Here is a 26,594-nt window from a genome sequence, read left to right on the forward strand (position 1 = left end):
TACAAAATGAATAATAAAATACAAAAAGAAGCTTCTATATCACTTTCAACACTTTTTATTGGGCTACTAGCTTTCTTTGGCGTTATCATTTTGTTGATTAGTATAGTAACTATTGTAAACTACAACGGCTTAGTTAATAGTAAACAAGCTGTAATGAGAGAAATGGGAAATATTGAGTCGGCTATACAAAGAAGGGCAGATTTAATACCAAATTTAGTTAAAATAGTAAATCAGTATGCTAAACATGAAAAAGAAACTTTAGCTAATATCAAACAGCAGGGGAAGTCTAAAGAATATTCTACCTTACCAGTAGGTCATGATAATATTAATTATTTAGCAGAAAAACAACAGCATGTAAATAATACAATAAATGAATTATTAGCTGTTAGCGATAGATATCCAAATTTAAAATCTAGTGATAATTTTATTACTTTACAGTCTCAACTAGAGGGTAGTGAGAATAGAATAAACATCTCAAGAATCTATTATAATGAAGCTGTTGCAGACTATAATTCTAAACTTTATGGCTTTTTTGGTTCTATGATAAATGAGTCTTTTTTACATTATAAGCCAGCTAGTTACTATAAAGCTAATGAGAAGGCTAATAATTATAATGGAGTTAATTTTGATTAATAAGCTAAAGATAAAATTTTAAATCAATATTTCACCAAAGTTGAATTTATAATCTTTAGCATGCTTACAAAAATTAGATCTTGATGAGCTAAAAAACATACTTAACTTATTAGTTCCACAAAGATAAGCATAATTCTCCCATTTTTTTACCTCAGTTTTAGTTCCAAATAAACACATGCTCGGACTAGAACCAGGAGTAGCGCCGATACATGATTGAATCTCTTTACTATGAATAAATTTTAAGCCACCTCCACCAAATAATGGTTCTATACTTACAGCTCCTTGTGCATTTTGCAACTGTAAATCATCTGTCTCATCAAAACTTGTAGTATATTTCATATTTTCTATATAGTCTGGAGATGTATAGATATCTAGAAAACTTGTAGATATATAAAATTCTTGATTATCATGATCACCATAAACTATAGTATATGAACCTGCAAAGTAAGTAGCTTGTCCATTTTCACCTAAAATATAATATTCTGGTGAAGTTACTAAACCACTCAAATGATCAACTTCCACAAATACAAAATCACTTTTTTCAGGAGTATCCCATGGAAAACCATCACCAATCGTAACTTTAGCTAACTTATTAAAATCACCCTTATAATAATTAAAAATATTTACATAGTAGGTTTTATCATTTATTGAAATTATTAGATAAATGAATTTTTTATTATTCCTAAAAGCAGATATTTCAACTTTTTTACCATTTGTGTCACTACAAACTATATTTTTAACATAAAATGGAAAACTATTATCTTGGCCATAGATTTCGTTAAGTTTAGCAACTTTTCTTATTATTTCAGAATTTAACTTATTACTACATTGCTCAAAGATTTTAGGGTGCTTATTTTCATCAGAAGATTCTGCAATAGCTAAATTAGTAAAACATAGAGCTAAAGCTAAAATATATAGTATTTTTTTGACCATTTTGATTATATTTCCTTCTAATTTAATAATAAAGCCCATTCTTTAGTTTTTTCTAAGTCTTCTGTAAAAACACTCGAATATGTATATGAATAATCTTTTGACTGCTTTGTGGTAATTTCAATTCCCTCAATTTCTCCATTATTTGAAGTAAGGAGGGCGATAGGAGGTAAATCTTTTATATATTTTGAAGAAATTAGTTTTACAGTACTTAAGTTACCAGTAAAGTATATTTTTTTAAGTTCATCATAGGAAAGTTTTGTTGTGATTTCATGCATATTTCTAGTATTTACTGTATTAATAGTTATTACAGTTGGAACACCTGAAGATATATTATGTTTATAACAAAAATTATTTTTATCACATATATATAGACTATAAATATCTACTTTGAATCCATCAAATCCATTATCTGTTTTTTTATCATCATAATAGATATGACTTATATTATTAAAAAAATCTTTTCTTAGAACTTTTTTTTGCTGCATATTATTAAGTGATGCAAAGCTGACCTGTTGAAATAATATTAAAATTAAAAAAAGTTTTATAATTTGTTTCATAAACAAAAAAGAGCATAGTATATTAGGTAGACTTTAACATAGATAAGTATATAAAACCAACGTAATGGCAATTATATCCCAGTCACATCTGTGTTCGCATAATATATATTATGTTAAATTATGTGTTTAATAATTTAAACATTCTAGCCCTATTTCTGAATACTAATTATCTTATTATCTGTTTGTTTAATTTTATTAACTTTTCTATGACACTTTTACTTGCTGGCAAAATATTATATTTATTTAAATCATAAATATTTACTAATTTTAACTTTTGTCCTTCTTTAGCTTTAGGCAGACTTTCATATTTTGTTATAAGATAAAACTCTAAGAAAATATGCATATCATGTTTATTTATATAATCTTTTTTTTCTAGAAGTTCTAATTCTTGAGCTATTATCCCTACTTCTTCAAAAACCTCTCTTTTAATACATTCTTCATAGCTTTCATTTTTTTCTACTTTACCTCCTGGAAACTCCCAGAATCCAGAATATGTCTGATGTGCCTGTCTTAAACTTAGATAGACTTTAGAGCGTTCTTCATTTAGAATAATTCCTATACTTGCTTTAATCATAATAAAGCTTTTTTAAAATTAAATTGTGGGGTTCATTATAGCATGTTTAGTAATCACAAAAGTGAAGTTTTAGTTGCTACGCCTCTTATTAAAAATGATCTAGTTTTTTCTGAATCTGTTATATATTTATGTCAAAATGACAAATACGGAGCTATGGGTCTTATAGTAAATAAACCTTTGCCTGAATGTTTGAGAGATGTTTTTAAAGAGCTTAAGATTGACTATTCTAATACCTTTGAAGAAGTTTTAGAACAACCTGTTTATATGGGTGGACCTATTAGTCCAAATAAAATTCTTATCTTACACTCAGTTCATAATACACATCAATATGATTCCACTATCAAACTATCTGATGGATTAGCGATTACGGCCTCTGTAGATATATTAGAAGATCTTGCAAATAATATTTTGCCTGAATATTTTCTACCAGTTTTAGGTTATTCATGTTGGACATCAGAACAACTAAGTGATGAAATCAAAGCTAATGATTGGCTTATTACCAATAAAATAAATAAAAAAGTAATGTTTCATTTTGAAAATACTGACAAATGGGAAAATCATGTTGAAGCATCTGGTTTAAGCTTAGCTAATTTTGATAAAATATTTAATCACATAGGTCATGGATAAAAAATGTTCAATACCCTTTTAGCTATAGATTATGGTAAATCAAGAATAGGAATAGCTAGTGGGCAAATGATAACTCGCACAGCATCCCCTGTTGGCACTGTTCCTGCTTATGATGGAACTCCAGATTGGTATGAACTTGATAAAGTTATAAAAAAATGGAATCCAAGTGATATTATTATAGGTCTTCCATTAGATGCTTATGGTTTTGAAACAGATATAACTAGAGAAGCAAAACTTTTTTCTAGAACTGTTCAAGAAAGATATGCTGATAAAAAGATACATTTAATAAATGAAGCATACTCAACTCGTGAAGCAAGATCTCGATTAGAAGCCGTAAAAAATAAAAAAGTTAATCATATTAAAGTTGATGCTATTGCGGCATGTGTCATTTTAGAAACATGGATGTCTGAAAACTAGATATTTTATTCATTTTGGCTTAGAATTAAGCCAATTATTTTTTATAAAATTTTCAATTATAGGTTCTTATATTTCCGATGAATGAATATAACTTTAATCAAATAGAAAAAGCAGCTCAAAAATATTGGCAAGAAAATAAAAGTTTTGAAGCAAAAGAAAACCCTAATAAAGAAAAATTCTATTGCTTATCTATGCTACCCTACCCTAGTGGTACATTACATATGGGACATGTCAGAAACTATACAATTGGTGATGTGATAGCAAGATATCAAACTATGCAAGGCAAAAATGTTCTTCATCCTATGGGCTGGGATGCTTTTGGGTTGCCAGCAGAAAACGCTGCAATAAAACATAAAAAATCTCCTTATGAATGGACAAAAAGCAATATTTCTCATATGAAAGAGCAGCTTTCTTCTTTAGGATTTAGCTTTGATTGGTCTAGAGAGATAGCTACTTGTGATGAAGATTACTATAAATGGGAACAATGGTTCTTTATACAACTTTATAAAAAAGGGTTAGCGTATCGTAAAAACTCTGTTGTTAACTGGGATCCTGTTGATCAAACAGTCTTAGCGAATGAGCAAGTTGTTGATGGTCGTGGTTGGAGATCTAGTGCTTTAATTGAGAAAAAAGAGATTCCTCAATGGTTTCTAAAAATTACAGATTATGCAGATGAATTATTGAATGATATTCAAAAGCTTGAAGGCTGGCCTGAAGCTGTAAAAACTATGCAAACAAATTGGATTGGCAAGTCTAAAGGTTTAACTGTCAAATTTAATCTAAAACATTCTAATGAGATTTTAGAAGTATTTACTACAAGGCCAGATACTTTAATGGGAGTTAGCTATTTAGCAATTGCTCCTGAGCACCCTCTTGCTTTAGAGCTGGCAAAGATAAATTCAGAAATAAATAATTTTATAGAAGAGTGCAGACATACTTCTACTATGGAAGCTGATCTTTCCACTCAAGAGAAAAAAGGTATTAAAACCTCTTTAAAAGTTATTCACCCCATTTCTAATGAAGAAGTTGATGTTTGGATAGCAAACTTTGTACTTATGGGATATGGTACTGGTGCTGTTATGTCTGTACCAGCTCATGATCAGAGAGATTGGGAATTTGCTCAAAAGTATAATATCCATTTAAAGCAAGTTATTGAATCAGAAAATAAAAATATAAAGGTAGACTTAACAAAAGAAGCTTTTATAGAAAAAGGTGTTCTTATCAATTCTGATGAGTTTAATGGTCTAAACTTTAAAAAAGCTTACCAAGCTATTAAAAAATATTTATTTGATAATAATAAAGGATATGAAACGACTAACTTTAGAATCCATGATTGGGGCATTTCTCGTCAGAGATATTGGGGTTGTCCTATTCCTATGGTTCATTGTGATAGCTGTGGAATTGTCCCTGAAAAAGAAGAAAATTTACCTGTTAAGCTACCTACTAATGTAACCTTGACAGAAGCTGGTTCCCCACTTAAAACTATGTCAGAATTTCTAGAAACTTCATGTCCAAAATGTGGAAGCAAAGCTACTCGAGAAACAGATACTTTTGATACTTTTTTTGAATCATCTTGGTACTATGCCCGATATACCTGCCCTACTGCTAATAAAATGCTAGATAATGAGGCAAATTATTGGCTACCTGTAGATAAATATATAGGTGGAATTGAACATGCTATTATGCACCTTTTATATGCTAGGTTTTTCCATAAATTAATGCGTGATGAAGGATTAGTAACTAGTAGTGAGCCATTTACAAATCTTCTAACACAAGGTATGGTCCTAAAAGATGGTGCAAAAATGTCTAAATCGAAAGGCAATACTGTAGACCCTCAAGAGCTTATAGATAAGTATGGTGCAGATACAGTTAGATTATTTAGTATGTTTGCTGCCCCTCCAGAACAATCTTTAGAATGGTCTGATACAGGGGTTGAGGGAGCTAATAAATTTTTAAGAAAAGTTTGGAATTATGCTCAAGCAAATAAAAACATACTACCTTCAAGCATAAGCTTAAACAACTTATCAAAAACTGATAAAAAAGCTCGTTATGAAATATATTCAAACTTAAAGCAAGCGATCTTTGATTTTGATAAAAGTCAATTTAATACTGTAGTTTCTGCATGTATGAAAATATTAAATACCTTAAATGATTATGATGATACTTTATCTGGGAATGTTAAAGCGGAAGGTTTATCTATACTTTTAAGAATTATGTCTCCATTCACGCCTCATATTTCTCATCAACTATGGCAAAAATTAGATTTTGGTGAAAATATATTAATTTCAGAATTTCCTAAGATTGATGAGAATGCTTTAGATAAAGATGATTTCTTACTTGTAGTACAAATAAATGGTAAAGTAAAAGCTAAATTTGAATTAGCATCATCATTATCTAAAGAAGAAATAGAAAAAGAAGTTTTAGCTCAAGATTCGATAAAAAACTCAATAAATGATAAACAAATTGTTAAAATTATTTATGTTCCTCAAAAATTGATGAATATTGTAATTAAGTAAAGGATAAATAAAAATAATATGACAAAAAATTATCTTAAAAATCTTATAGCTGTTTTTATTATGTCAATCATACTTATTAGTTGTGGTTTTCATCCAAGAGGTACAGGCTCTGGAGGTACAAAAATAAAAGGAGTAAAATTTTATATTAATTCAAATGACTTTGATCAATATGCAAATAGCCTAACTCGGTATCTCATAAGAACTAAGGCTATAATTGTAAATGATCCTAAAGATGCAGAATATGTTATAAATTTACAAAATGTTAAAAAAACTAGTCAACTTACAGGCGTTGTTGGAGGAGCTTCAAGTAATACTTATTTGTTGAAATTAACTGTTATATACAATCTTGTCAAACCAATAATAAATGATGATACTGAACAAAGTAATACTGAACAAAGTAATACTGAACAAGGTAATACTGAACAAGGTAATACTGAACAAAGTAATACTGAACAAAGTAATACTGAACAAGGTAATACTGAACAAGGTAATACTGAACAAGGTAATATTGAACAAGATGATAATAAAAAGTTAAAAGTTATAGAAATTGTTCCAAATAAATCTATAAGTGCACAACAATATTGGCAGAGTAACTCTGGTATGCAGTTAGCTCAAAATGCTGAAGCTACACGAGTCTATAATAACTTACAAGATACATTAAGCTATTCTATGATGACTCAAATAGCTACTTTTTTACCAGCTCGTAATAATTATGATAATTCATATAAAAATGATCAACGATAAATGTATATAGAAGTTATAACAACTAATATTTTAGATTCTCAAAAAGCTGAAAAATTAAATATTGATAGAATAGAGCTAGTAGAGAATTTAAAAGTTGGTGGATTAACTCCAAATATAGATATAATTTTATCAGTTTGCAACTCAGTTAACATTCCTGTAAATGTAATGCTTAGATCTCATGCCAATAGTTTTACTTATAGCAATGATGATATGTCAACCATGTTAAAAGATTTAGAAAAAATAAAAAAAACTAAAGCTAATGGTATTGTATTTGGATGTTTGGATAAGAATGGTTATATTGATGAAGAAAAATTAAAAATAATAATAGATAAAAAAGAACATCTTGATCTAACCTTCCATAGGGCTATAGATGAAACAAAAGACTATTTTAAAGCCTTAAATATATTAACTAAATATGATATAAAAACTATCCTTACATCAGGACATCATCAATCTGCTTTAGAAGGGATTAATAATTTAATAAAAGCAAAAGATATTTTAGAGGATTCTAAAATTCAACTTCTTGCTGGAGCTGGGTTTAAAGAATCAAATATATTCAAATTTATTGAGAAGACTAAAATTTTTGACTTACATCTTGGATCTGGGGCTAGATTAAATAATGTTTTTGAGAATGACTTTAATAAAGATTTTCTAAAAAAACTAAAATCTTAAACTATTCATACTAACATCCCTTAACTTATATAGTAGGTTTCTATATAATTTAGATATTATGCAAGCTTGCATCATATAAAAATGAAAAAAACTTTACTTCTAATACTAACGCCAATAATAGCAATGTGCGTTCTTTCGTTTGGAAATGGCTTTTTCACGACATTCTCTACAATAGAGCTTAATAGCATGGGACACTCTCACATAGCTATAGGTATAATATCAGCTGCATATTTTTTAGGCTTAACAGCAGGACCTTATTTTTCTCAATATACTATTGTAAGAGTCGGATATATTAGAGCATTTTCTTTATTTGCATCAACAATGGCTATAAGTACTTTGTTGCTAGGTATTTTTAAAGGGATGTTAGTATGGATGATTTTAAGATTTATATGCGGCTATTCACTAGCTGCTTTATTTGTAATTGTTGAAAGCTGGTGTTTATTATCTACAGATAAGAAAAGTAGAGGCACTATTTTTTCAATATATTTATTTATATATTATGGAACTCAAGCTTTTAGCCAATTAATGCTAAATTTCCATTTTAGTGATTTATTATTAGCATATTGCTTTGTTTCTACATTATGTAGTGTAGCAATTGTTTTTATGTGTTTTACAAAAACAGTTGCACCAGCACCAGCTTCTGAAGAAGTAAACTCCCCTATGAAAATTATAAAGGCTGTACCTTTAGGAATGGTTGCTGGATTTACTGGAGGAGTCCTTTTAGGCTCTGTTTATTCAATGTTGCCTTTATTTTTAATAAATATATCAAATGATCATAATACAGTATCAATAATTATGATGACTACTCTACTCGGAGGAATGTTACTTCAGATACCTATTGGTAAAATCTCTGATATGATTGATAGAAGGGTTGTGATGTTAATTGTTAGCATAGGTCTAGTTATAGCTTCGCTGCTTGTATGTATTTTCTATCATGTATTACCTATATTCATAGTAATTATGTTTTTGTTTGGCGGAGGAGCATTTGTTATATATCCATTAGCAATAAGTCATTCTAGTGACTTTTTAGATGAGGATCAGATATTAAGTGCAATTGGTTTAATTACAATATTTTATGGATTAGGATCAATATTTGGTCCAATTATTATTTCTATATTTACAGATATTATAGGAAGTATAGGATTTTTTATTACAGTAGGATCTGCTTCTACACTATTATCTTTGTATATTATTTATAGATTACGTGTTAGATCAAAATCCTCACAAGAAGAGACTTCTCAATTCACTTTGGTTACTCCAGAAAGTGCGACTTTTAGTGAAGCTCAGGAAATTGTTTCTGATAGATTAGTAGAATCTTAAAGAATTAAATATCTAGCTCTTATTCCTTCAATAGCACCTTTATAAGCAGCTTTCATTTCTTCTCTTGAACCAATACCTTGGCTAATTTGATGAAGTTTGCCATCTTTAATACCATAAATAGCAGAATGGATAGTAAAATTAAGACCCTTTCTCCAAGCAGTTTTAACAACAGTTGTTTTACATAAGTTAATAGCTTGGTGTAAAGCATTTAGCTCACACATAATATCAACCATCGCCGATTCATAACGAGCTTTATCATGCTTTAAATGTTCTAAAGTCTCTTCTATAAGCTCTATATTCTGCTCTTTAATTTCCTGAATTGATGTTAGCCAGTTATCTATAAGTCCAAATTGCTTGCATTTAACAATAGTTTCTACACCACCACAAGAATAATGTCCACAGACAATAATTTTCTTAACTTTCAACACTTCTACCGCATACTGAAGAACCGATAAACAATTTAAATCAGTTAATGAAACTATGTTTGCAACATTACGATGAACAAAAACATCTCCAGGTATTAAACCACATATTTGGTTTGCAGGGACTCTACTATCAGAACACCCTATCCATAAATATTCTGGTGCTTGACCTTTTGATAAAGTGTTAAAAAATTCAGGGTCAACTTCTTTTATATTTTTTGCCCATTTTCTATTACCTTCTAATAACTCTTTAATATCACTCATCAATTATCTCCTCTTTTCAAAGCTTATAAAAAAATCCATACTATTTTAGTATAGTTTTTAAAAAAAGCAAATTTTTAAATACCTTTTGGAATAGTAACTTCTCCTTGCAAACTTATATTAAAAGCTTCTTTTATTTCTTTTTGAGTAATATTTTTTTGAGTAAGTAGATAAAAAAGTTTTCCAAGAGCTGCCTCATCTGTCATATCATATCCAGAAACAACACCAGCATCAACTAATCCGTTTGAGGTTTTATACGCATTCATTTTCACACTTCCGTACATACATTGAGTACAATTAACAATAACAATCCCTCTATCATTAGCCTTAGCTAGTATTTTATGAACACTAGGATCATTAGCCATATTTCCAGCACCATAAGTCTTTAAAATAAGACCTTGTAACGGCGGTTCTAAAATTGTTTCTAAAATATCATACTCCATACCTGGAAAAATACTTAACATAGCTATTTTAGGAATTTCTATGTTCCTTTCCAAAGACGCTATAGTAGAATCTGGTTGACGAGTCCATAATCTTTTTTCTTTAAGATTTAGATCTATTCCAACATATGCTAATGATGGATAGTTTGGGGAAAGAAAAGCATCAAAACCAGTGGCATCTGCTTTTGTTGTTCTATTCCCTCTTCTTAGCTTATGATTAAAATAAACACATACTTCTTTAATTTTATCACTACAAGCAAAAATTAGACTATTTAATATATTAAATGTTGCGTCAGATCTAATTTGTGAAATAGGTATTTGCGATCCGGTTACTATAACTGGCTTTTGTATTTCACCTAACATAAAAGATAATACAGATGCAGTATAAGATAATGTATCTGTACCATGCAAAATAACAAATCCATCATAGTCATTATAATATTTAATAATATCAGATACTAAAGTAATCCAATTCTTAGGTTTGATATTTGATGAATCTATAAGAACTGGGTATTCTTTAATAACAAATTGAGGCATATTATAGTCATAAAAATTACGAATCCCATCAATTGTCTTAGTTAAATATCCTTCTTCAACATCATAACCCCTATCAGTACTAACCATACCAATAGTTCCACCTGTATATAATACTAATATTTTTTTATGACTATAATTTTCCATTTAAAACCTTTGTTATTTTATTAATTTATTTATTGCTTCATTAGCTAAAGCATCAGCTCTTTCATTTCCTGCATCCCCACTATGTCCCTTAACCCAAGACCATTTCACATTATGTGATTTGACTAGGTTATTTAGTTCTTCCCATAGATCTTTATTTTTTACAGGTTTATTAGCTTTAGTTTTCCAATTATTTTTTATCCAATTAGGCATCCAGTCTAAAATACCATTTTGTAAATATTTTGAATCTGTATATATTGTTATATCACATTTTCTTTTTAATGTTTTTAAGGTATTAATAGCCGCAAGAAGCTCCATTCTATTATTAGTAGTGTCTTTTTCTGCACCACATAATTCTTTTATATTACCTTTATATATAAGTAAAGCTCCCCAACCCCCAACTCCAGGATTTCCTTTGCATGCTCCATCAGTATAAGCTATAACTCTATTTTCATTCATAATATGTATTCTCTTAAACTTTTACAGCTACAGCAACTTTTGAAGATAGTACGGCAGAATCCAAATCAAAATGCCTACTTTTTTTGAAAAATGCTATGAATTCTCGAGTCGCTAATTTTTTTATATTATTTAAAATTCTATTTTCACTACTACTAATTGGAGTCAATTTATCATTAATAAATCCACTTGATATGGCTTTAGGTAATAATTCAGCAGCAAAACATCCTTTTGTACTAACAATTACAAGATCTCCATCATCTGCTAAACAAAAATGCACTTGTTCAAGAATGTCTTTGAGTTGCTTTTTATATGTAAAAATAATGTCATCTAATATTATTAAATCAAAATATTTTAAAGAAAAAGGCCAGGCATCTAAGTCAAATATGCAACCTCTTGGCTCTTCAATTAGAAAGCCTGAAACAGAAGCTTTATTTAATGCTTTAAGCTTATCAAAATAGGTTTCCTGTTTTGCTGAAATAACAAGTATTCTTTTATACCATCTATTTTGTAAAGTTCTTAAAATTACTCGTTGCTTTGCCATAATATTTTATAAAACTAGCCTATTAACTCTCTCATCCTTTCAAAATAATCTGGACAAGTTTTTGATACTGCTTCTGATTTATCTATAATTACACCATCCTGTTTTAAGCCTAATAAAGCTAAAGACATTGCTATTCTATGATCATTATGACTATAAACCTCTGCTGATTTTAATTTACTTCTAGATGGAGAAATTAATATAGTGTCTTTAGTAGTTTCAACATAAATCCCCAATTTTTTAAGCCCTTCTTCTATTGCGGCAACCCTATCTGACTCTTGTCCTCTTGTGTGAGTTAAACCAGATATATGAGTATCAGAATCAGCAAAACAAGCTATAATTGCTAAAGTCATAAAGGTATCTGAAAAGTTTCTCATATCAATATTTATGCCTTTTAAAGTATTTGTGCCAATTACTTCTATTCCATCACTTTCATAATTAACTTTACAGCCCATTTTTTCTAATGCTTCTACAAATTTAATATCCCCTTGTTTGGAATTTTTAGAAACATTCATTACTTTAACTTTAGAATTTGTTATAGCAGCAACTGCCCAAAAATAAGATGCTGTTGAAACATCAGGTTCTATCACATATTCATTTTGTGCTATAAAGTTTGATTTTTCTACTTTATAAACATTTCTATCTATAGCAACCTTTACTCCAAACTCTGCCATTACTTTTGCTGTCATTTCTAAATATGGTTGCTTATGGTCAGATAATGACTCTAACTGTAATCCTTTGTCCATATATGCTCCAGCCATTAATAGCCCCGAAGCGAACTGACTACTTTTAGCACCATCAATCTTAATGTTACCCCCAAGTAGTCCATTAGCATGGATAGTCATTGGTAAAGACAATTCATGATGTTCATAACTGACCTTCATTCCAAGTTCTACTAGAGCACTTAACTGATCAGACATGGGTCTTTCCATCATTCTTTTTGTTGCAAAAATATAATAATTACCAAACTTCTGTACTGCGCACATAGGGGTAATAAACCTAGTCAAAGTACCAGATTCATTACAAAATATTTTTGCATCTTTATTTTGAAAACTTCCGGCTAAGCCTTCTATCTTTAAAGTTTTTCTTTCTTGAGAATGTTCAACATTAAATCCAAGCTCTTTTAGAGCATTTACACATGCTAGAACATCAGCACTATTAGGGAGATTTTTTATCTGTGAAACTCCATTAGCCATAGCTGCAATAATTAATACTCTATTTGAAATACTCTTTGAACCATCTAAATATACTTTTTTATTTATATTACTATTTGATATAGGTATAAAATTTTTCATTTTAATATTAGTATTAAAAGTTATATGAGTATATTAGCATAATTAGTTTTGGATTAGTCTATATAATTAAGTCCGATTTTTGATAGCTTTTTTTAGTTTTATTAAGGCTTCCTCTTCTATTTGCCTAACCCTTTCTGCTGAAATATTATATTTTTTTGCTAAATCTTGTAACGTTGCTTTTTTCTCAATAAGGTATCTAGATAGAATAATATCTTTAGTTCGGCTATCAAACCCGCCAAGAACATCTTTAATCACAGTTTTGAAATTATCATAATAATCTTGCTGTACAATCTGATGCTCAACATTTGATGATTTATCTTCTAGATATAAACTTTCTTGATTATTTTCTTGTCCATCATCATTTTGGTATGGTAAATCTAGGCTAGTATCACCTTGACACATTCTTTTTTCCATCTCAATAACTGTTTCTTCTTTCACTCCAAGTTCTTCAGCTATTTCTTTCACATCTTGATTATTTAGCCAACCTATTTTATCTTTACTACTTCTTAAATTAAAAAAAAGTTTTCTTTGCGACTTGGTTGTTGCAACTTTGACTATTTTCCAATTTTTAAGTACATAATCATGCATTTCAGCTTTTATCCAATGAACTGCAAATGAGACGAGCCTAACTCCTTGATCTGGATCAAATTTACTCACCGCCTTCATTAATCCAATATTTCCTTCTTGAATTAGATCCGCTATAGATAGTCCATAACCTGAAAAGCTCCTAGCAATTTTAGCAACAAATCTTAAATGAGCTAAAACTAGTTTTTGTGCTGCATCAATATCTTTTTCATGTCTATATTTTTGGGCTAATTCATATTCTTCTTTTTCAGATAAAATAGGAAGCTTGTTAATATAACTTAAATAGCCTGATAAATTATTATCGGATACTACGGGTAAAGTTTTTGTTTTTGCGGGTAAGAATTTTTTTTCACTACTCATTGTTGATAATCACCTTTGAGAAGTAAGATATGTTTTTATGAATTATATTAATAGTAAGCCTGCTTTAATCTATTTATTTGTTGTTGTTGTGCTTGTAATACTGAAACAAATTCTTTTTGCATTTGAACCATTTGTGCTTCTAACTGCCCTATTCTTCTATCTTGAGAGTCTATATGGCTTATCATCTGTTGAAACATTATTTTCTTTTGATTTTGTTTCATATATGCTTCTTCAGCTTTTTTAAGCTCTTCCATATTGATCCAGCCAGTTTTTCCATTCTCTTGATTTACAATTTCACACCAACTATTTTCTGTACAATAGAAAACTGTATAGCTTTTATCTGATTTTGGTAATAATTTGCTTATTACTTCAGCATCACTAGAGTTTTTATCATAAATGCTTACATAAATTTCTTTATTTTTATTACTATCTTTGCAACTACTATTGTTTTCAGCTGCAGTTGAACTTGCAAAACCATAGCTACAAAATAAAGCAACCAATGTTAAAGAAAAACTAATTATTTTTTTCACGATATTCCTTAAATAATTTATAAATATTTTAAATAAATTATAGTTTCCATAACTATAAATATTCTAACGAGATTATACATTATTTAATATTTTTTATATAGGATAAAACTTTAGATATCTTCTAGATTTTTAGAAACTTGTTTTGGTAATAAAGATTCCCTATTAAGGCCTAATGCAACAGCAATCACTCCAGCAACATATATAGAAGAGTAAGTCCCAACAATAATACCTAAGATAAGAGCTAATGAAAAATTATGAACAGATGCCCCACCAAATAAATATAGGATAACTACTACTAGCATAGTAAGACCTGAGGTTAAAATTGTACGTGATAATGTATCATTAATTGCACTGTTAACAACCTCAGTAACAGATGCTTTACGCATTTTTCTAAAGTTCTCTCTAACCCTATCATAAATTACTACTGTATCATTTAATGAATAGCCTATGACAGCTAATATAGCTGCTAGTACAGTTAAATCAAACTCTAATTGAAATGCTGCAAAAACTCCTAAAATAACTATAGGATCATGCAATAAAGCTAGACAAGCACTTATTCCAAACTTCATTTCAAATCTAGCACTTATATAAACTAAAATACATATAAGAGCTAAAAGTATAGCTAAAATACCATTGCTTGCTAATTCTTTTCCAACTTGTGGTCCAATATAATTTATACTCTCAACATTTCCATTAATTGCTTTTTCAATTTGAGTTTTCATTTCTTGTTGTACAGTTTCTATACTAACAGAGCTTGCTTTACTTTGTTGTGGAGGAAGCTTAATTAGAAAACCATTATTTTCACCAAATGTTGTAATATTAGAGTTTTTATAACCAATTTTATCTAATTCAGAAGTTAATTCACTTGCTGTTTGTGAATTACTCAACTGAACTTGCATTTGATAACCGCCTGTAAAATCTAGTCCCAAATTAAGACCTTTTGTAAAAATAAAGAATAAAGATAATACAATTAAGATAGCTGAAAAAGCAGTCGTATATTTCTTTATTCCAAGGAAATCTATTTGTGTTTTTTTCTTAAAAAATTCCATTTTAAAATCCAGCCTCTTAAATACCTATAGATATTTTTTCTAATTTTTTTCTTTTACCATAAACAAAGTTTGTCATAGCTCTTGAGACTGTAACTGCAGTAAACATAGAAGTTACAATACCTATCATTAAAGTTATAGCAAAGCCTTTAACAGCACCTGTACCTATGAAGAAAAGAATTACAGCAACTATCAATGTGGTGATATTTGAATCAACGATAGTAGCAAATGCTTTTTCATAACCAATATGTATAGCTGACTGTCTTGGTATTCCTGCTCTTATTTCCTCTCTAATTCTTTCAAAAATAAGAACATTTCCATCTATAGACATACCTAGGTTTAAAACAATGCCGGCTATACCAGGAAGAGTTAAAGTTGCTCCCGGGATAATTGACATAACAGCTACAATCATCAATAAATTAAGTACAAGAGCAATATTTGCTATAATTCCAAAAACTCTATAATAAATAAGTATGAAAACTATAACAGCGCCTAATGCAGCAATGATAGAGATCATACCTTTTTCAATATTATCTTTACCAAGGCTTGGACCAATTTGTTGTTCTTGAACAATATGTACAGGAACTTGTAAAGCACCCGAACGAATCATTAATGCTAAATTATTTGCTTCTTTTTGCCCGAGCCCAGTTATTTGAAAATGTGAGCCTAAAGCAGATTGGATAGTTGCAACATTTATTAATTTTTCTGTTTTATCTATAGTTGTTTTGTCGCTGCCATCTTTATTTTTAACTTTATCATAAGTTATATTTACGAGCATTACTCCCATTGGGTTACCAATGTTTTTAGAAGTCATTTCTCTAAAGTGGCTGGCTGCTGTACGACTTAGTTCAACTTTAACAATAGGTAATCCTGTTTGTTGGTCTACTCCTGGATTAGCATTAATAATATCTGCTCCACCAGCTACAGGTAAACCTTTTAGACTATAGTAGCTTTTATATCCCCTACTATCATTATCTAATTCGTATACTTTATAGCCCTGTTCCTCAGTTGCTAACCTATCAGTAACAAGTTGTACCAAATAAAAGTTAGCTGTAGATGTCCCACCTAGAATTTGTTTAGCTTGTGTAGCATCTTGCAATCCTGGAATCTCTATAACCACTCTATTTTGTCCAGCTTGAGCAACAGAAGCTTCTGAAACACCTAGTGCATTAACCCTATTTCTCATTACTGTAACAACTTGAGATATTGCATCTTGTTGAAGTTGTAGGATTTTAGCACTATCAAATGTTACATATACAGTTTTACCTTTAACCATGTATGCTATTTGATAATCTTGATTCTTTTTATAATCATTTTTTAAGTAATCAACCAAAGATTGAGCATCATTGTTATTAGCTAATGTAACAGAGAAATAGCCATTTTGTGTATAGCTCTTAGGAACATCAATAATATTTCCTTTTTCTTCAGCTTTCTTACTACTGCTGACAGTAATATTTTTTTCTTTTAGGTAATTTAAAACTATATTTAATGAGTTATCTAACTGAGCATTAACTGCTGATTGTGTATCTGCTTCTAACATTAGGTATATACCACCTCTTAAATCTAGACCAAGATTCATTGGAGAAGCACCTAATGCTGTTAACCATGCTGGAGAATTAGATAGCATATTCATAGCTATTACATAATTAGCACCTAACTCGTCTTTAAGAGCTTTTTTAGCTGATAGCTGATCATCAACATTGTTAAATACTATTGAAATATTACTTTCATTATCGGCAATGTATGTTTTCTCATAAACTATTTTATCTTTTTTTAGAATATCTTCTACTTTAGACAAGGTTTGTTCTGTAACATTTGAATCCTTCTCTGAAACCTGTAAGGCTGGATTTTTACCAAATACATTTGGTAAAGCATAGAATAAAGACAATGCTAATATGAATACTATTAATAAATTTTTCCATAATGGAAATTGATTTACTGGAAGAGTTTTATGTTTTGCCATGGAGGATTCCTTCAAACAATAAAAAAGATAAAATGAAGAATTTTATATAATTAGTAAATTATGCTTTTAAAGTACCTTTTGGTAAAACATTACCGATAGCATTTCTTTGAACTTTAACAGTTAAATTATCAGCAATTTCTAAATCAACAAAAGTGTCGCCTAATTTAACGATTCTACCAACTATTCCGCCGCTAGTAAGAACTTCATCACCTTTAGTTAATTCAGATAACATTTTACGAAGTTCTTTATTTTTCTTTTGTTGAGGTCTAATTAAAAGGAACCAAAAGATTGCAAAGAAAACTACTAGCATCAATATAGAAGCTATTGGACTGCCTGCTTGACTACCTGCAGCATCAGCTGCGAAAGATGTTGAGCTAAATAAAGTAATCGCTGCTAAAGATAGAATTATTTTTTTCATTATTAAGTTACTCCCTAATTTAAATACATTACATTTTTATAATTAAACGACAAAATTTTACATTACACACATGGTATTATCAAATACTATTACTTGTAGCTTACTATAAAGTCTTTATAAAAGTCTTCAAACCTTTCTTCTTCTATAGCTTTTCTTATACTTTGCATTAGCTTTTGGTAGTAATGTAAGTTATGAACAGTATTTAGTCTTGCACCAAGTATTTCTTTAGTTTTATCTAAGTGATGTAAATAGCTTTTTGAAAAATTCTTACAGGTATAACAATCACAGTTTTTGTCTAAAGTAGATGTGTCCTCTTTATATTTAGAGTTTCGAATTCTAATTACCCCATCACTTGTAAACAAATGACCATTCCTAGCATTTCGTGAAGGCATAACACAGTCAAACATATCTATGCCTCTATACACAGCTTCAACCAAGTCTTTAGGAGTACCAACTCCCATTAAATATCTTGGTTTATCTTCTGGTAATTTATAAGCTATATGATCTAAAACTCTAATCATATCTTCTTTAGGTTCACCAACAGACAAGCCTCCTATAGCATAACCATCAAAATCAATTTCTTTTAATGCTGCTAATGACTCATCACGTAAATGCTCATACATACCACCTTGGACAATGCCAAATAATGCAGATGGATTATCTCCGTGAGCATCTTTAGATCTCTTTGCCCAACGCATAGATAGCTCCATAGAATCTTTAGCTTCTTTTTCTGTAGCCGGATATGGAGTACATTCATCAAAACACATTACAATATCTGAGCCTAGATCTCTTTGAACTTGCATAGAGATTTCTGGAGATAAAAAAACTTTTGCTCCATTTATAGGAGAGCTAAAAGTTACACCTTCTTCTATAAGCTTTCTCATTTTTCCAAGGCTAAATACTTGGAAACCACCAGAGTCTGTTAATATAGGCTTATCCCAGCCTATAAAATCATGTAGGTCACCATGTTTTTTAACGATATCTGTACCAGGTCTTAGCCATAGATGAAATGTATTACCTAATATAATCTCTGCTCCTAATTCTTTTAATTCTACAGGAGACATGGACTTAACTGCCCCATAAGTCCCAACAGGCATAAAAGCTGGAGTTTGAATATCTCCTCTAGGAAAACTGATGATCCCCCTTCTTGCTTTATTCTGCTTATTTAATATTTTAAATTTCATTACACTCATACTATAAATATCTATATTTTATAATTAGTACTAACTATTGCAGTTTACTATGCTATAAAAATAACTCTCTAATAGCAATAAAAATAGCTAGTCTATATCTCTAGGAAATAGTATTATTTATCCTAAAATTTATATTTAAATGAATATTTTTTATAACAGGAGTAATAAAAATGGATTTAGTAAATTTTTCATTATTAATATTTGCTTACCTATTAGGGTCTATTAATAGTGCTATTATTATATGTTATTTATTTAGGCTTCCCTCCCCTAAATCAGTAGGTTCTGGGAATCCTGGCACAACAAATGTTTTAAGAATTGGTGGGAAAGTTCCTGCAGCTTTGACTTTGTTATTTGATTTGCTTAAAGGCCTTGTTCCAGTAGTTGTAGCTAATATTTATAGCAGTAGTGAATTTATAGTAGCCTTTGTTGCACTATATGCTGTTTTAGGACATATCTTTCCAATTTTCTTTGGATTTAAAGGTGGCAAAGGTGTTGCTACTTTAATAGGAACATTATTTGGTTTTTGCTGGATAGTAGGATTAATTTTTGTAATAACATGGGTTTTAGTAGCTAAAATTACAAAATATTCCTCTCTTTCAGCTCTAGTGGCAACTACTATTTCATGCTTATCTGTAATATTTCTAGCAAGTTTCAAAGTTGCTATTCCTTTTATAATAATAGCTCTTATTGTGATTATAAAGCATAAAGGCAATATACAGAGATTGATAAAAGGTGAAGAAAGTAAAATTGGTGATAAGGCAAAAGCCAAAAGTTAAATATAAGGCCTGATAGAATGATAAGAGTAGAAAACTTAAAAAAAGAATATATAACCAATGGAGTATCAAACTTAGTTCTTGATAATATAAATTTGGAAATCAAGAAAGGAGAGATATTTGGTATTATTGGACATAGTGGTGCTGGAAAGAGCTCTTTACTTCGTTGTTTAAATTTACTTGAAGAACCTTCTGATGGTAAAGTATTTGTTGCAGATGAAGATATTACTAAGAAAAATCCAAAGGCTTTAAGAGCTTTTAGAAAAAATCTTGGAATGATTTTTCAACATTTTAATCTACTGTCCTCAAGAAATGTTTTTGAAAATGTAGCATTACCTTTGGAAATTCAAGGATATAGTAAACCAAATATAAAAAAGAGAGTTTTAGAGCTACTTGAGTTAGTTGAGTTGCCAGGTAAAGCAAATGCTTACCCTAATGAACTAAGCGGAGGTCAAAAGCAAAAAGTTGCTATTGCTAGAGCTTTAGCATTAAATCCTTTAGTTTTGCTTTCTGATGAGGCAACCTCTGCATTAGATCCAACTTCAACTAAGCAAATTCTTAAATTATTAAAAAAATTAAATAGAGAGTTAAATTTAACAATTGTACTTATCACACATGAGATGGATGTAGTTAAAAATATTTGTGATCGAGTAGCTATTATAGATAAAGGAAAAATAGTAGAACTTGGAGATACTATTAATATCTTCTTAAATCCAAAAGCTGATGTTACAAGAGCTTTTGTTGAAACAAGTATTAACACAAAGATACCAAACTATTTATTATCTAAATTACATGATAACCCTTACTCTCATGATAATCTTTTTCCATTAGTAAGGCTCACATTTTATGGATTAAAAGGTAAAGCACCTATTATTTCACAAATATCTAAAAAATTTAATGCCAATGCTAGTATTATCCAAGCGAACATCGAAAGGATTCATCAGCAGATTGTAGGAATAGCAATTTGTCATATAACTGGCGAGAGAAAAGACTGGGAAGAAGCATTAAAATTCTTATCTACTCAAGAAGTAAACTTAAAGGTACTGGGCTATGCATCAACAGATAACATCTAACCTTACTGAGCTAAATTTAATAATCGGTGCAACTTGGGAAACTATATTTATGGTTTTCATTGCTACACTTGTAGCAGTTATTGGTGGTATTGCACTTGGTATAGTTTTATATATTACAAAAGATAGTAAAAATATTTTTATAAGAGGCTCTAATAAAACTATTGGAATAATAATAAATATTACTAGAAGTATTCCTTATATTATACTTTTGATCTTACTTTACCCTATAACTAGGATAATTGTTGGAACTACTATTGGGACTACAGCTTCAATAGTGCCTTTAGCGATAGCTGCCCTTCCATTTTATGCTAGGTTAACAGAATCTTCTTTGAAAGAAGTTGATAAAGGATTAATAGAAGCTGCTACAGCAATGGGAGCTACAAAGTTTCAAATAATTTTCAAAGTACTTTTACCAGAGTCTAAAAGTCTATTAATAGATGCTGCTACATTGACATGTATTTCATTAATAGGTTTCTCTGCTATGGCTGGTATTGTTGGTGGTGGCGGTCTTGGTGACTTAACTTATTTTAAAGGTTATAACTATAGCAACTATACTCTTCTTTTTGGAGGAGTAATAATGTTAGTTATTCTTGTGCAACTGTGCCAATCATATGGTAACTACTTAGTTTCAACAAAAAGATTAACTAGTTTATGGATTGTTACAGCTATATTAATTTTAGGTAGTGGTGCTCAAATTTATTATAACAATAGTAAAGTTAATACAAATGAAATCACTATAGGTTATGTCACTAGCCCCCCTCAAGATAAAATAATGCAATTAAGTAAGAAGATTGCTAAAGAGAAATATGGCTTAGATATAAAACTAGTAACTTTTGGTGACTATAACATTCCAAATAGAGCATTAAATGATGGTGAAATTCAGGCGAATGTTTTTCAACATATTCCTTTCTTAGAAGATCAAATAAAACAATTTGGTTATGATTTAACTTATATTGGAAAAACTTTCTTATATCCTATGGGCGTTTTCTCTAAAAGAATAGATAACTTAGGTGAATTAAAAGATGGAGCAACTGTAGCTATTCCAAATGATCCAACAAATCAGGGAAGAGCTCTAATGATTCTTGAAGATACTGGACTTATTAAATTAAGAAAAGATGTTAAGTGGAATGCGACGCCTAATAGTGTTGTAACAAATAATAAGCATCTTAAGATTATACCTTTGCAGGCTGATCAAATTCCTAATAATCTTCAAGATGTTGACATAGCAGTAATTAATAATGATTACTTGGCTAAAGCTGGCTTAAGTCTTAAAAATGCATTATTTATTGAACCTAAAGATTCTCCTTTTGCGAATATTATTGCTGTACAAAAGAGTCAAAAAAATAATCCAAACCTTCAAAACTATGTTAAAGCTTATAATAATGATGAAATGATAAAATTAGTTGATGAGCTTTATCCAAATGGCGCTGCTATTGCTGCTTGGTAAAAACTACTTTTTACTTAAGAAAAATTCTACAAATTCTAAATCTTCTTGCTTTGTTACTTTAATATTACTTTTTAACCCTTCTACAATTATTGGATTATCACCATATAATTCTAAAGCAGAAGCTTCATCTGTAACGTTATTTATTAGATTATTATTGGAACAGAAATTAAATGCGCTTAATAAATCTCCAAATTTTGATAGTTGAGGAGTTTGAGCTAACCATATATTTTCTCTATTTAAAGTTTTAATAATTTTATTATTTGTAACTTCTTTTACTGTTTCAAATGCTCTAATAGCTAATATACCAGAATTTGAATTAACATTAGTAGAAACCTTGTTTAATAAACTTTCTACACTTTCTATGTTAATACAAGGTCTAGCAGCATCATGGACAAATATCCAGTCTCTCTCATTGGCTATATCTTTTATGAAGCTAAGAGCATTATAAACGCTGTGAAATCTTGTTTCTCCACCAATACAAGTTTTTATTAATGGATGAGTTGCAAACTCTGATTTTATCCAATATTTATCCTCATCGCTTAGAGAAACTATAACTAGATCAAAAAATTGTTTTTCTAAAAGAACTGAAATTGTATTATCAAGAATAGTTTTATTATTGCTTAGTTTAAAATATTGTTTTGGTAGATCTAATTCCATCCTTGAGCCAATGCCTGCAGCTGGAATAATTAATATTTTTTTAGGGTTACTCGACACTATAAAAAACTTCTCCTTTTTTAATGTATCCAAGATTCTCTCTAGCTAAATTTTCTAAAACACTATTATTATCTCTTAAAGAGACTACTTCAGAATATAACTTTTCATTGTTTAGCTGTTTGTTATTAACTTCTTGCTTTTCTTGGACAACTTTAACTCTTAAACTTTTAAGCTTTAAATATCCTGTATCACTAAACCAGAAGTTATATTGTAAAGAAACTATTAGTAAAATAACTACTGCTATAAAAGCATAGAAAGGAGTATTTGTTTTTACCTTCATTTAAAATTATTCTTCTACACTTATAACAACGTTTTCTGTTTCTTTTACAATTGTCTCTTTTACTTCTTCATTCACATGGTTATTCTCATCTTCTTGAGCTGAAGCAAATACAAAAGCTTTTATTCCTGGGTAAATAGCATTTTCACCAAGTTCTTCCTCTATTCTTAGAAGCTGATTATATTTAGAAATACGATCAGATCTACATAAAGAACCTGTTTTGATTTGACCTGAACAAGTAGCTACTGCTAAATCAGCTATTATAGTATCAGAAGTCTCTCCTGAGCGATGAGAAACAACACAAGTATAACCAGCTTGACCAGCCATAGCCATTGTTTCAAATGTTTCAGTTAATGATCCAATTTGATTTAATTTAACTAGAATAGAATTAGCAACACCCTTTTCTATTCCTTGAGCTAGAATACTTGCATTAGTTACAAATAAGTCATCGCCAACTAATTGAACTTTATCACCTAATTTTTCAGTTAACAGTTTCCAACCGTTCCAGTCTTCTTCTGCTAATCCATCCTCTATAGAAACGATAGGATATTTCTCTACCCATTCAGCATAATAGTTTACCATTTCTTCTGAAGTAAGAGATTTATTCTCTGATTTTAGTTCATATCTACCATCCTTGTAGAATTCACTACTAGCAGGATCTAGTGCGATAAATACATGTTTACCTGGCTCATATCCAGCTTTTGTAATAGCTTTTAAAATAGCTTCAATAGCAGATTCATTTGAAGGTAAATTTGGAGCATAACCACCCTCATCACCCACTCCTGCTACTGTGTAGCCATCTTCTATAAGAACCTTTTTTAGAATATGGAATACTTCTGTACCACATCTTAATGCTTCTGAAAAACTATCAAAGCCAGCTGGTACAATCATAAATTCTTGCATATCAACATTGTTATCAGCATGAGCGCCACCATTGATAACATTCATCATAGGAACTGGCATTAAGTATTCTTTTACATCCATCAAATAACGATAGAAAGGTTTTCTCAAATGAGATGCTGCTGCTCTAGCTGTAGCTAATGAAACACCTAAAATAGCATTTGCACCAAGTTCTCTTTTGTTTTCAGTTCCATCTAGTTCAATCATAGTTTTATCAACTAATCTTTGATCTAAAGCATCAATACCTTTTACTACCTGAGATATTCTTGTATTAACATTCTCAACGGCTTTATAAACACTTTTACCTAAATAAATATCTTTATTACCATCTCTTAATTCTAAAGCTTCTCTAATACCAGTGGATGCACCTGATGGCACAGCAGCTCTACCAAAGGCACCGCTTTCTAATATTACATCAACTTCAACTGTTGGATTTCCTCTAGAATCTAAAATTTGTCTTGCAACTACTTTATTAATTAGTGATGACACAATTGATCTCCTTTATTTGTATAAGTAAGTAAAATAGTACTTAAAATGTCTTTGATAAATTATAGGTTAGAGTTATAACCTTTGCAATTATTGATACTGTTATTTGATATATATAAATTGATTAATTAGTATTATTTTTTACGAGAGTATCAATTTTTCTTTCAGAAGTATTTATATTTAGAGGCCTTGTTGGATCATCTCTATCATCTTTCTCATTTTTTTTATCCCAGCCTTTAGTTGTTTTCACACATAATTCAGCAAAATCAGGTAGATAGAAGTTTTTTTCTACTTCTTTACACCCATCTATAAATATATCTATATATGATTGTTTTATTGGATATTCCTTATTTGGTTTTTTAATATCTGATTCTTTTTTGGCATATATCCAATAGTCACCCTCTTTTAAAGTGATATTACCTATTTGCTCAATATCTTTTGATTTTAATTTATATCGACAATATTTTTTTTCTCTTTCATCAGTTTTACTAATATCTTCAGGTTTTGCTGAATAGTAGACTGCATTAAAATTACTATCTAGTTTAGGTATAACAACTAAGTATGTTATTTTATATTTATTAGACCTTTTTCCCCATAATCTTTCATAGTTTTTTATCATTATGGGATATATTTTTTTAGCATTTGGATCTGTTTTTTGTCTAGATTTTGAATTTATTAGACTTCCATAGCCTACTATAAAATTATTTTTTTTTGTATTAACTTTTGGGTGGCATTCCATACTATAAGCATATGAAATACTGCTTAGTAAGAACACAAGATAAATAAGCTTTTTAAAATATGAGCAGTCCATCAGATAAATTTTATTATTTATTAAATTACTTTAATAATACTTTATTTTGTAAAAAATGTTTCTATTTTTTTGTCACTTTTTGTCAAAAAAAGGTTGACATGATTTTTTACAGCACTTATACTCGACTATGAACTGACAACATAAGGAGTCAAAAAATGAATAAAGAAACAGTAAAAGGCAGATGGAATGAGTTCGTAGCTACTATGAAAGTAAAGTACGCTGAAATAAAAGATGACAAAGAATTAGAAACTAAAGCGAACATAGAAAAATTTGCTGCACATTTACAAGCAAAATATGGAATAGCTAAAGAAGAAGCAGAAAAACAAGCTAAAGAATTTGGAAAAGCGTTTAAATAAGAAATGGGGAGAAAATAATATGTTTACTAAAAATAAAAAGAAAATAGCTTTAACGATTTTATTATCAACTTTAATTTCACCTGTAGCTTTTGCAGGAAACCTTTCAGATGCTGGTGAAAGCATGGATAATGCTGGAAGCAATATAGCAGATGCTGCTTCTAGTACAGGAAAAGCTGTAGCAAATAAATCATCAGATGCATGGCAAGCAACTAAAGAAGGTGCTTCTGATGCAGGAGATGCAATATCAGATACATCTTCAGACGCATTGGATTCTACTAAAGAAGGAGCTTCTAAGGCTGCTGGTTATGTTTCTGATAAAACTAGTGATGCTGCTGATGCTATGGATCCAAGAAGCCCTGCAGAAAAAGCTGGTGATGCTTTAGATAATGCTGGTGATGCTGTAGCAGATAAAGCTCAAGATGCTAAAGATGCTGTAGATCCTCGTGGACCAATGGAAAAAGCTGCTGATCAAGTTGAAGATTAGTAATAGTTAGTTAATCTTTCACAAATATGTTAAGTAAACAAAATCTCTTAACAAATTTTTTCTTTCCTTTTTTTTTAAATATCTGTTTAACA

General features: G+C 29.8%; 30 protein-coding genes. 12 read left to right on the forward strand and 18 right to left on the reverse strand.

Annotation, left to right across the window (positions count from 1 at the left end; genetic code table 11):
- The first annotated feature begins 6 nt into the window (after positions 1-6).
- Complete coding sequence (locus DNK87_RS01985; RefSeq protein WP_119330450.1) at positions 7-633, forward strand: LemA family protein; 627 nt, start codon at positions 7-9, stop codon at positions 631-633.
- Positions 634-651: 18 nt separating this feature from the next.
- Here the strand turns inward: DNK87_RS01985 and DNK87_RS01990 are convergent, their stop codons facing one another.
- The 3 genes from DNK87_RS01990 to mutT all read right to left on the reverse strand — a co-directional run bounded on the left by DNK87_RS01990 (position 652) and on the right by mutT (position 2,697).
- Complete coding sequence (locus tag DNK87_RS01990) at positions 652-1,566, reverse strand: hypothetical protein (protein WP_154401841.1); 915 nt, start codon at positions 1,564-1,566, stop codon at positions 652-654.
- 17 nt (positions 1,567-1,583) lie between these two features.
- Complete coding sequence (locus DNK87_RS01995) at positions 1,584-2,051, reverse strand: hypothetical protein (RefSeq protein WP_159240189.1); 468 nt, start codon at positions 2,049-2,051, stop codon at positions 1,584-1,586.
- 238 nt (positions 2,052-2,289) lie between these two features.
- Complete coding sequence (mutT, locus tag DNK87_RS02000) at positions 2,290-2,697, reverse strand: 8-oxo-dGTP diphosphatase MutT (protein WP_119330447.1); 408 nt, start codon at positions 2,695-2,697, stop codon at positions 2,290-2,292.
- A 42-nt stretch (positions 2,698-2,739) separates the two neighbouring features.
- On the opposite strand from mutT, the gene DNK87_RS02005 reads away from it, so the two are divergent.
- The 6 genes from DNK87_RS02005 (at position 2,740) to DNK87_RS02030 (ending at position 8,993) form a co-directional block, all read left to right on the forward strand.
- Positions 2,740-3,324 (forward strand): YqgE/AlgH family protein, encoded by a 585-nt coding sequence (locus DNK87_RS02005; RefSeq protein ID WP_071664141.1) that lies wholly within the window; start codon positions 2,740-2,742, stop codon positions 3,322-3,324.
- 3 nt (positions 3,325-3,327) lie between these two features.
- The gene (ruvX, locus tag DNK87_RS02010) at positions 3,328-3,741 is read left to right on the forward strand and encodes a Holliday junction resolvase RuvX (protein ID WP_119330446.1); all 414 of its coding nucleotides are present in this window, start codon (positions 3,328-3,330) and stop codon (positions 3,739-3,741) included.
- A 77-nt stretch (positions 3,742-3,818) separates the two neighbouring features.
- Entirely contained in the window at positions 3,819-6,257 is a 2,439-nt protein-coding gene (gene leuS / locus DNK87_RS02015) for a leucine--tRNA ligase (RefSeq protein ID WP_119330445.1), read from the forward strand.
- 18 nt (positions 6,258-6,275) lie between these two features.
- Complete coding sequence (locus tag DNK87_RS02020) at positions 6,276-7,001, forward strand: LPS-assembly lipoprotein LptE (protein WP_119330444.1); 726 nt, start codon at positions 6,276-6,278, stop codon at positions 6,999-7,001.
- Positions 7,002-7,673 (forward strand): copper homeostasis protein CutC, encoded by a 672-nt coding sequence (locus tag DNK87_RS02025; protein WP_119330443.1) that lies wholly within the window; start codon positions 7,002-7,004, stop codon positions 7,671-7,673.
- A gap of 81 nt (positions 7,674-7,754) precedes the next feature.
- A complete protein-coding gene (locus DNK87_RS02030) occupies positions 7,755-8,993 on the forward strand; it encodes an MFS transporter (RefSeq protein ID WP_119330442.1) in 1,239 nt (412 codons plus the stop codon).
- On the opposite strand, the gene DNK87_RS02035 is transcribed toward DNK87_RS02030, so the two are convergent.
- From DNK87_RS02035 to tgt, 11 genes are all read right to left on the reverse strand, one after another.
- On the reverse strand, positions 8,990-9,679 hold the full coding sequence (locus tag DNK87_RS02035; RefSeq protein WP_119330441.1) for a carbonic anhydrase: 690 nt from the start codon (positions 9,677-9,679) through the stop codon (positions 8,990-8,992). The two genes, DNK87_RS02030 and DNK87_RS02035, sit on opposite strands and share 4 nt — an antisense overlap.
- 74 nt (positions 9,680-9,753) lie before the next feature.
- Entirely contained in the window at positions 9,754-10,797 is a 1,044-nt protein-coding gene (ansA, locus tag DNK87_RS02040; protein ID WP_119330440.1) for an asparaginase, read from the reverse strand.
- A 12-nt stretch (positions 10,798-10,809) separates the two neighbouring features.
- A complete protein-coding gene (gene rnhA / locus DNK87_RS02045; protein WP_119330439.1) occupies positions 10,810-11,253 on the reverse strand; it encodes a ribonuclease HI in 444 nt (147 codons plus the stop codon).
- Between the two features lie 13 nt (positions 11,254-11,266).
- Complete coding sequence (locus tag DNK87_RS02050; RefSeq protein ID WP_119330438.1) at positions 11,267-11,794, reverse strand: class I SAM-dependent methyltransferase; 528 nt, start codon at positions 11,792-11,794, stop codon at positions 11,267-11,269.
- Between the two features lie 14 nt (positions 11,795-11,808).
- Entirely contained in the window at positions 11,809-13,086 is a 1,278-nt protein-coding gene (gene aroA / locus DNK87_RS02055; RefSeq protein WP_119330437.1) for a 3-phosphoshikimate 1-carboxyvinyltransferase, read from the reverse strand.
- A 66-nt stretch (positions 13,087-13,152) separates the two neighbouring features.
- The gene (gene rpoH / locus DNK87_RS02060) at positions 13,153-14,031 is read right to left on the reverse strand and encodes an RNA polymerase sigma factor RpoH (RefSeq protein ID WP_119330436.1); all 879 of its coding nucleotides are present in this window, start codon (positions 14,029-14,031) and stop codon (positions 13,153-13,155) included.
- A 47-nt stretch (positions 14,032-14,078) separates the two neighbouring features.
- Positions 14,079-14,561 carry an SH3 domain-containing protein gene (locus tag DNK87_RS02065; RefSeq protein WP_119330435.1) on the reverse strand — a complete coding sequence of 161 codons (483 nt, stop codon included), beginning with the start codon at positions 14,559-14,561 and terminating at the stop codon, positions 14,079-14,081.
- Positions 14,562-14,671: 110 nt separating this feature from the next.
- Entirely contained in the window at positions 14,672-15,610 is a 939-nt protein-coding gene (secF, locus tag DNK87_RS02070; RefSeq protein WP_119330434.1) for a protein translocase subunit SecF, read from the reverse strand.
- Between the two features lie 16 nt (positions 15,611-15,626).
- Positions 15,627-17,570 (reverse strand): protein translocase subunit SecD, encoded by a 1,944-nt coding sequence (gene secD, locus DNK87_RS02075; protein WP_119330433.1) that lies wholly within the window; start codon positions 17,568-17,570, stop codon positions 15,627-15,629.
- 58 nt (positions 17,571-17,628) lie between these two features.
- A complete protein-coding gene (gene yajC, locus DNK87_RS02080) occupies positions 17,629-17,988 on the reverse strand; it encodes a preprotein translocase subunit YajC (RefSeq protein ID WP_119330432.1) in 360 nt (119 codons plus the stop codon).
- Positions 17,989-18,077: 89 nt separating this feature from the next.
- Positions 18,078-19,181, reverse strand: a complete 1,104-nt coding sequence (gene tgt, locus DNK87_RS02085) for a tRNA guanosine(34) transglycosylase Tgt (protein WP_119330431.1) — start codon at positions 19,179-19,181, stop codon at positions 18,078-18,080.
- 170 nt (positions 19,182-19,351) lie between these two features.
- On the opposite strand from tgt, the gene plsY reads away from it, so the two are divergent.
- Genes plsY through DNK87_RS02100 form a run of 3 tightly spaced genes read left to right on the forward strand, consistent with a single transcriptional unit; the run spans position 19,352 to position 22,474 of the window.
- Complete coding sequence (plsY, locus tag DNK87_RS02090) at positions 19,352-19,957, forward strand: glycerol-3-phosphate 1-O-acyltransferase PlsY (protein WP_119330430.1); 606 nt, start codon at positions 19,352-19,354, stop codon at positions 19,955-19,957.
- A 17-nt stretch (positions 19,958-19,974) separates the two neighbouring features.
- The gene (locus DNK87_RS02095; RefSeq protein ID WP_119330429.1) at positions 19,975-21,027 is read left to right on the forward strand and encodes a methionine ABC transporter ATP-binding protein; all 1,053 of its coding nucleotides are present in this window, start codon (positions 19,975-19,977) and stop codon (positions 21,025-21,027) included.
- On the forward strand, positions 21,005-22,474 hold the full coding sequence (locus tag DNK87_RS02100) for a MetQ/NlpA family ABC transporter substrate-binding protein (protein WP_119330428.1): 1,470 nt from the start codon (positions 21,005-21,007) through the stop codon (positions 22,472-22,474). Before DNK87_RS02095 ends, DNK87_RS02100 begins: the two co-directional genes overlap by 23 nt.
- Before the next feature lie 3 nt (positions 22,475-22,477).
- On the opposite strand, the gene ispD is transcribed toward DNK87_RS02100, so the two are convergent.
- From ispD to DNK87_RS02120, 4 genes are all read right to left on the reverse strand, one after another.
- A complete protein-coding gene (gene ispD, locus DNK87_RS02105; protein ID WP_244614588.1) occupies positions 22,478-23,188 on the reverse strand; it encodes a 2-C-methyl-D-erythritol 4-phosphate cytidylyltransferase in 711 nt (236 codons plus the stop codon).
- Positions 23,178-23,468 (reverse strand): FtsB family cell division protein, encoded by a 291-nt coding sequence (locus tag DNK87_RS02110; protein WP_119330427.1) that lies wholly within the window; start codon positions 23,466-23,468, stop codon positions 23,178-23,180. Before DNK87_RS02110 ends, ispD begins: the two co-directional genes overlap by 11 nt.
- Positions 23,469-23,474: 6 nt before the next feature.
- Entirely contained in the window at positions 23,475-24,854 is a 1,380-nt protein-coding gene (gene eno, locus DNK87_RS02115; protein ID WP_119330426.1) for a phosphopyruvate hydratase, read from the reverse strand.
- 121 nt (positions 24,855-24,975) lie between these two features.
- Positions 24,976-25,662, reverse strand: coding sequence for a gamma-glutamylcyclotransferase family protein (locus DNK87_RS02120; RefSeq protein ID WP_154401840.1), 687 nt, complete (start codon positions 25,660-25,662; stop codon positions 24,976-24,978).
- A 155-nt stretch (positions 25,663-25,817) separates the two neighbouring features.
- Here DNK87_RS02120 and DNK87_RS02125 point away from each other — a divergent pair, with 155 nt between their 5' ends.
- Positions 25,818-26,018, forward strand: a complete 201-nt coding sequence (locus DNK87_RS02125; RefSeq protein WP_119330424.1) for a CsbD family protein — start codon at positions 25,818-25,820, stop codon at positions 26,016-26,018.
- 19 nt (positions 26,019-26,037) lie between these two features.
- A complete protein-coding gene (locus tag DNK87_RS02130) occupies positions 26,038-26,502 on the forward strand; it encodes a prolipoprotein diacylglyceryl transferase (RefSeq protein WP_154401839.1) in 465 nt (154 codons plus the stop codon).
- The last annotated feature ends 92 nt before the right edge of the window (positions 26,503-26,594 follow it).

Source organism: Pseudofrancisella aestuarii, assembly GCF_003574475.2.
Lineage (GTDB): Bacteria > Pseudomonadota > Gammaproteobacteria > Francisellales > Francisellaceae > Francisella > Francisella aestuarii.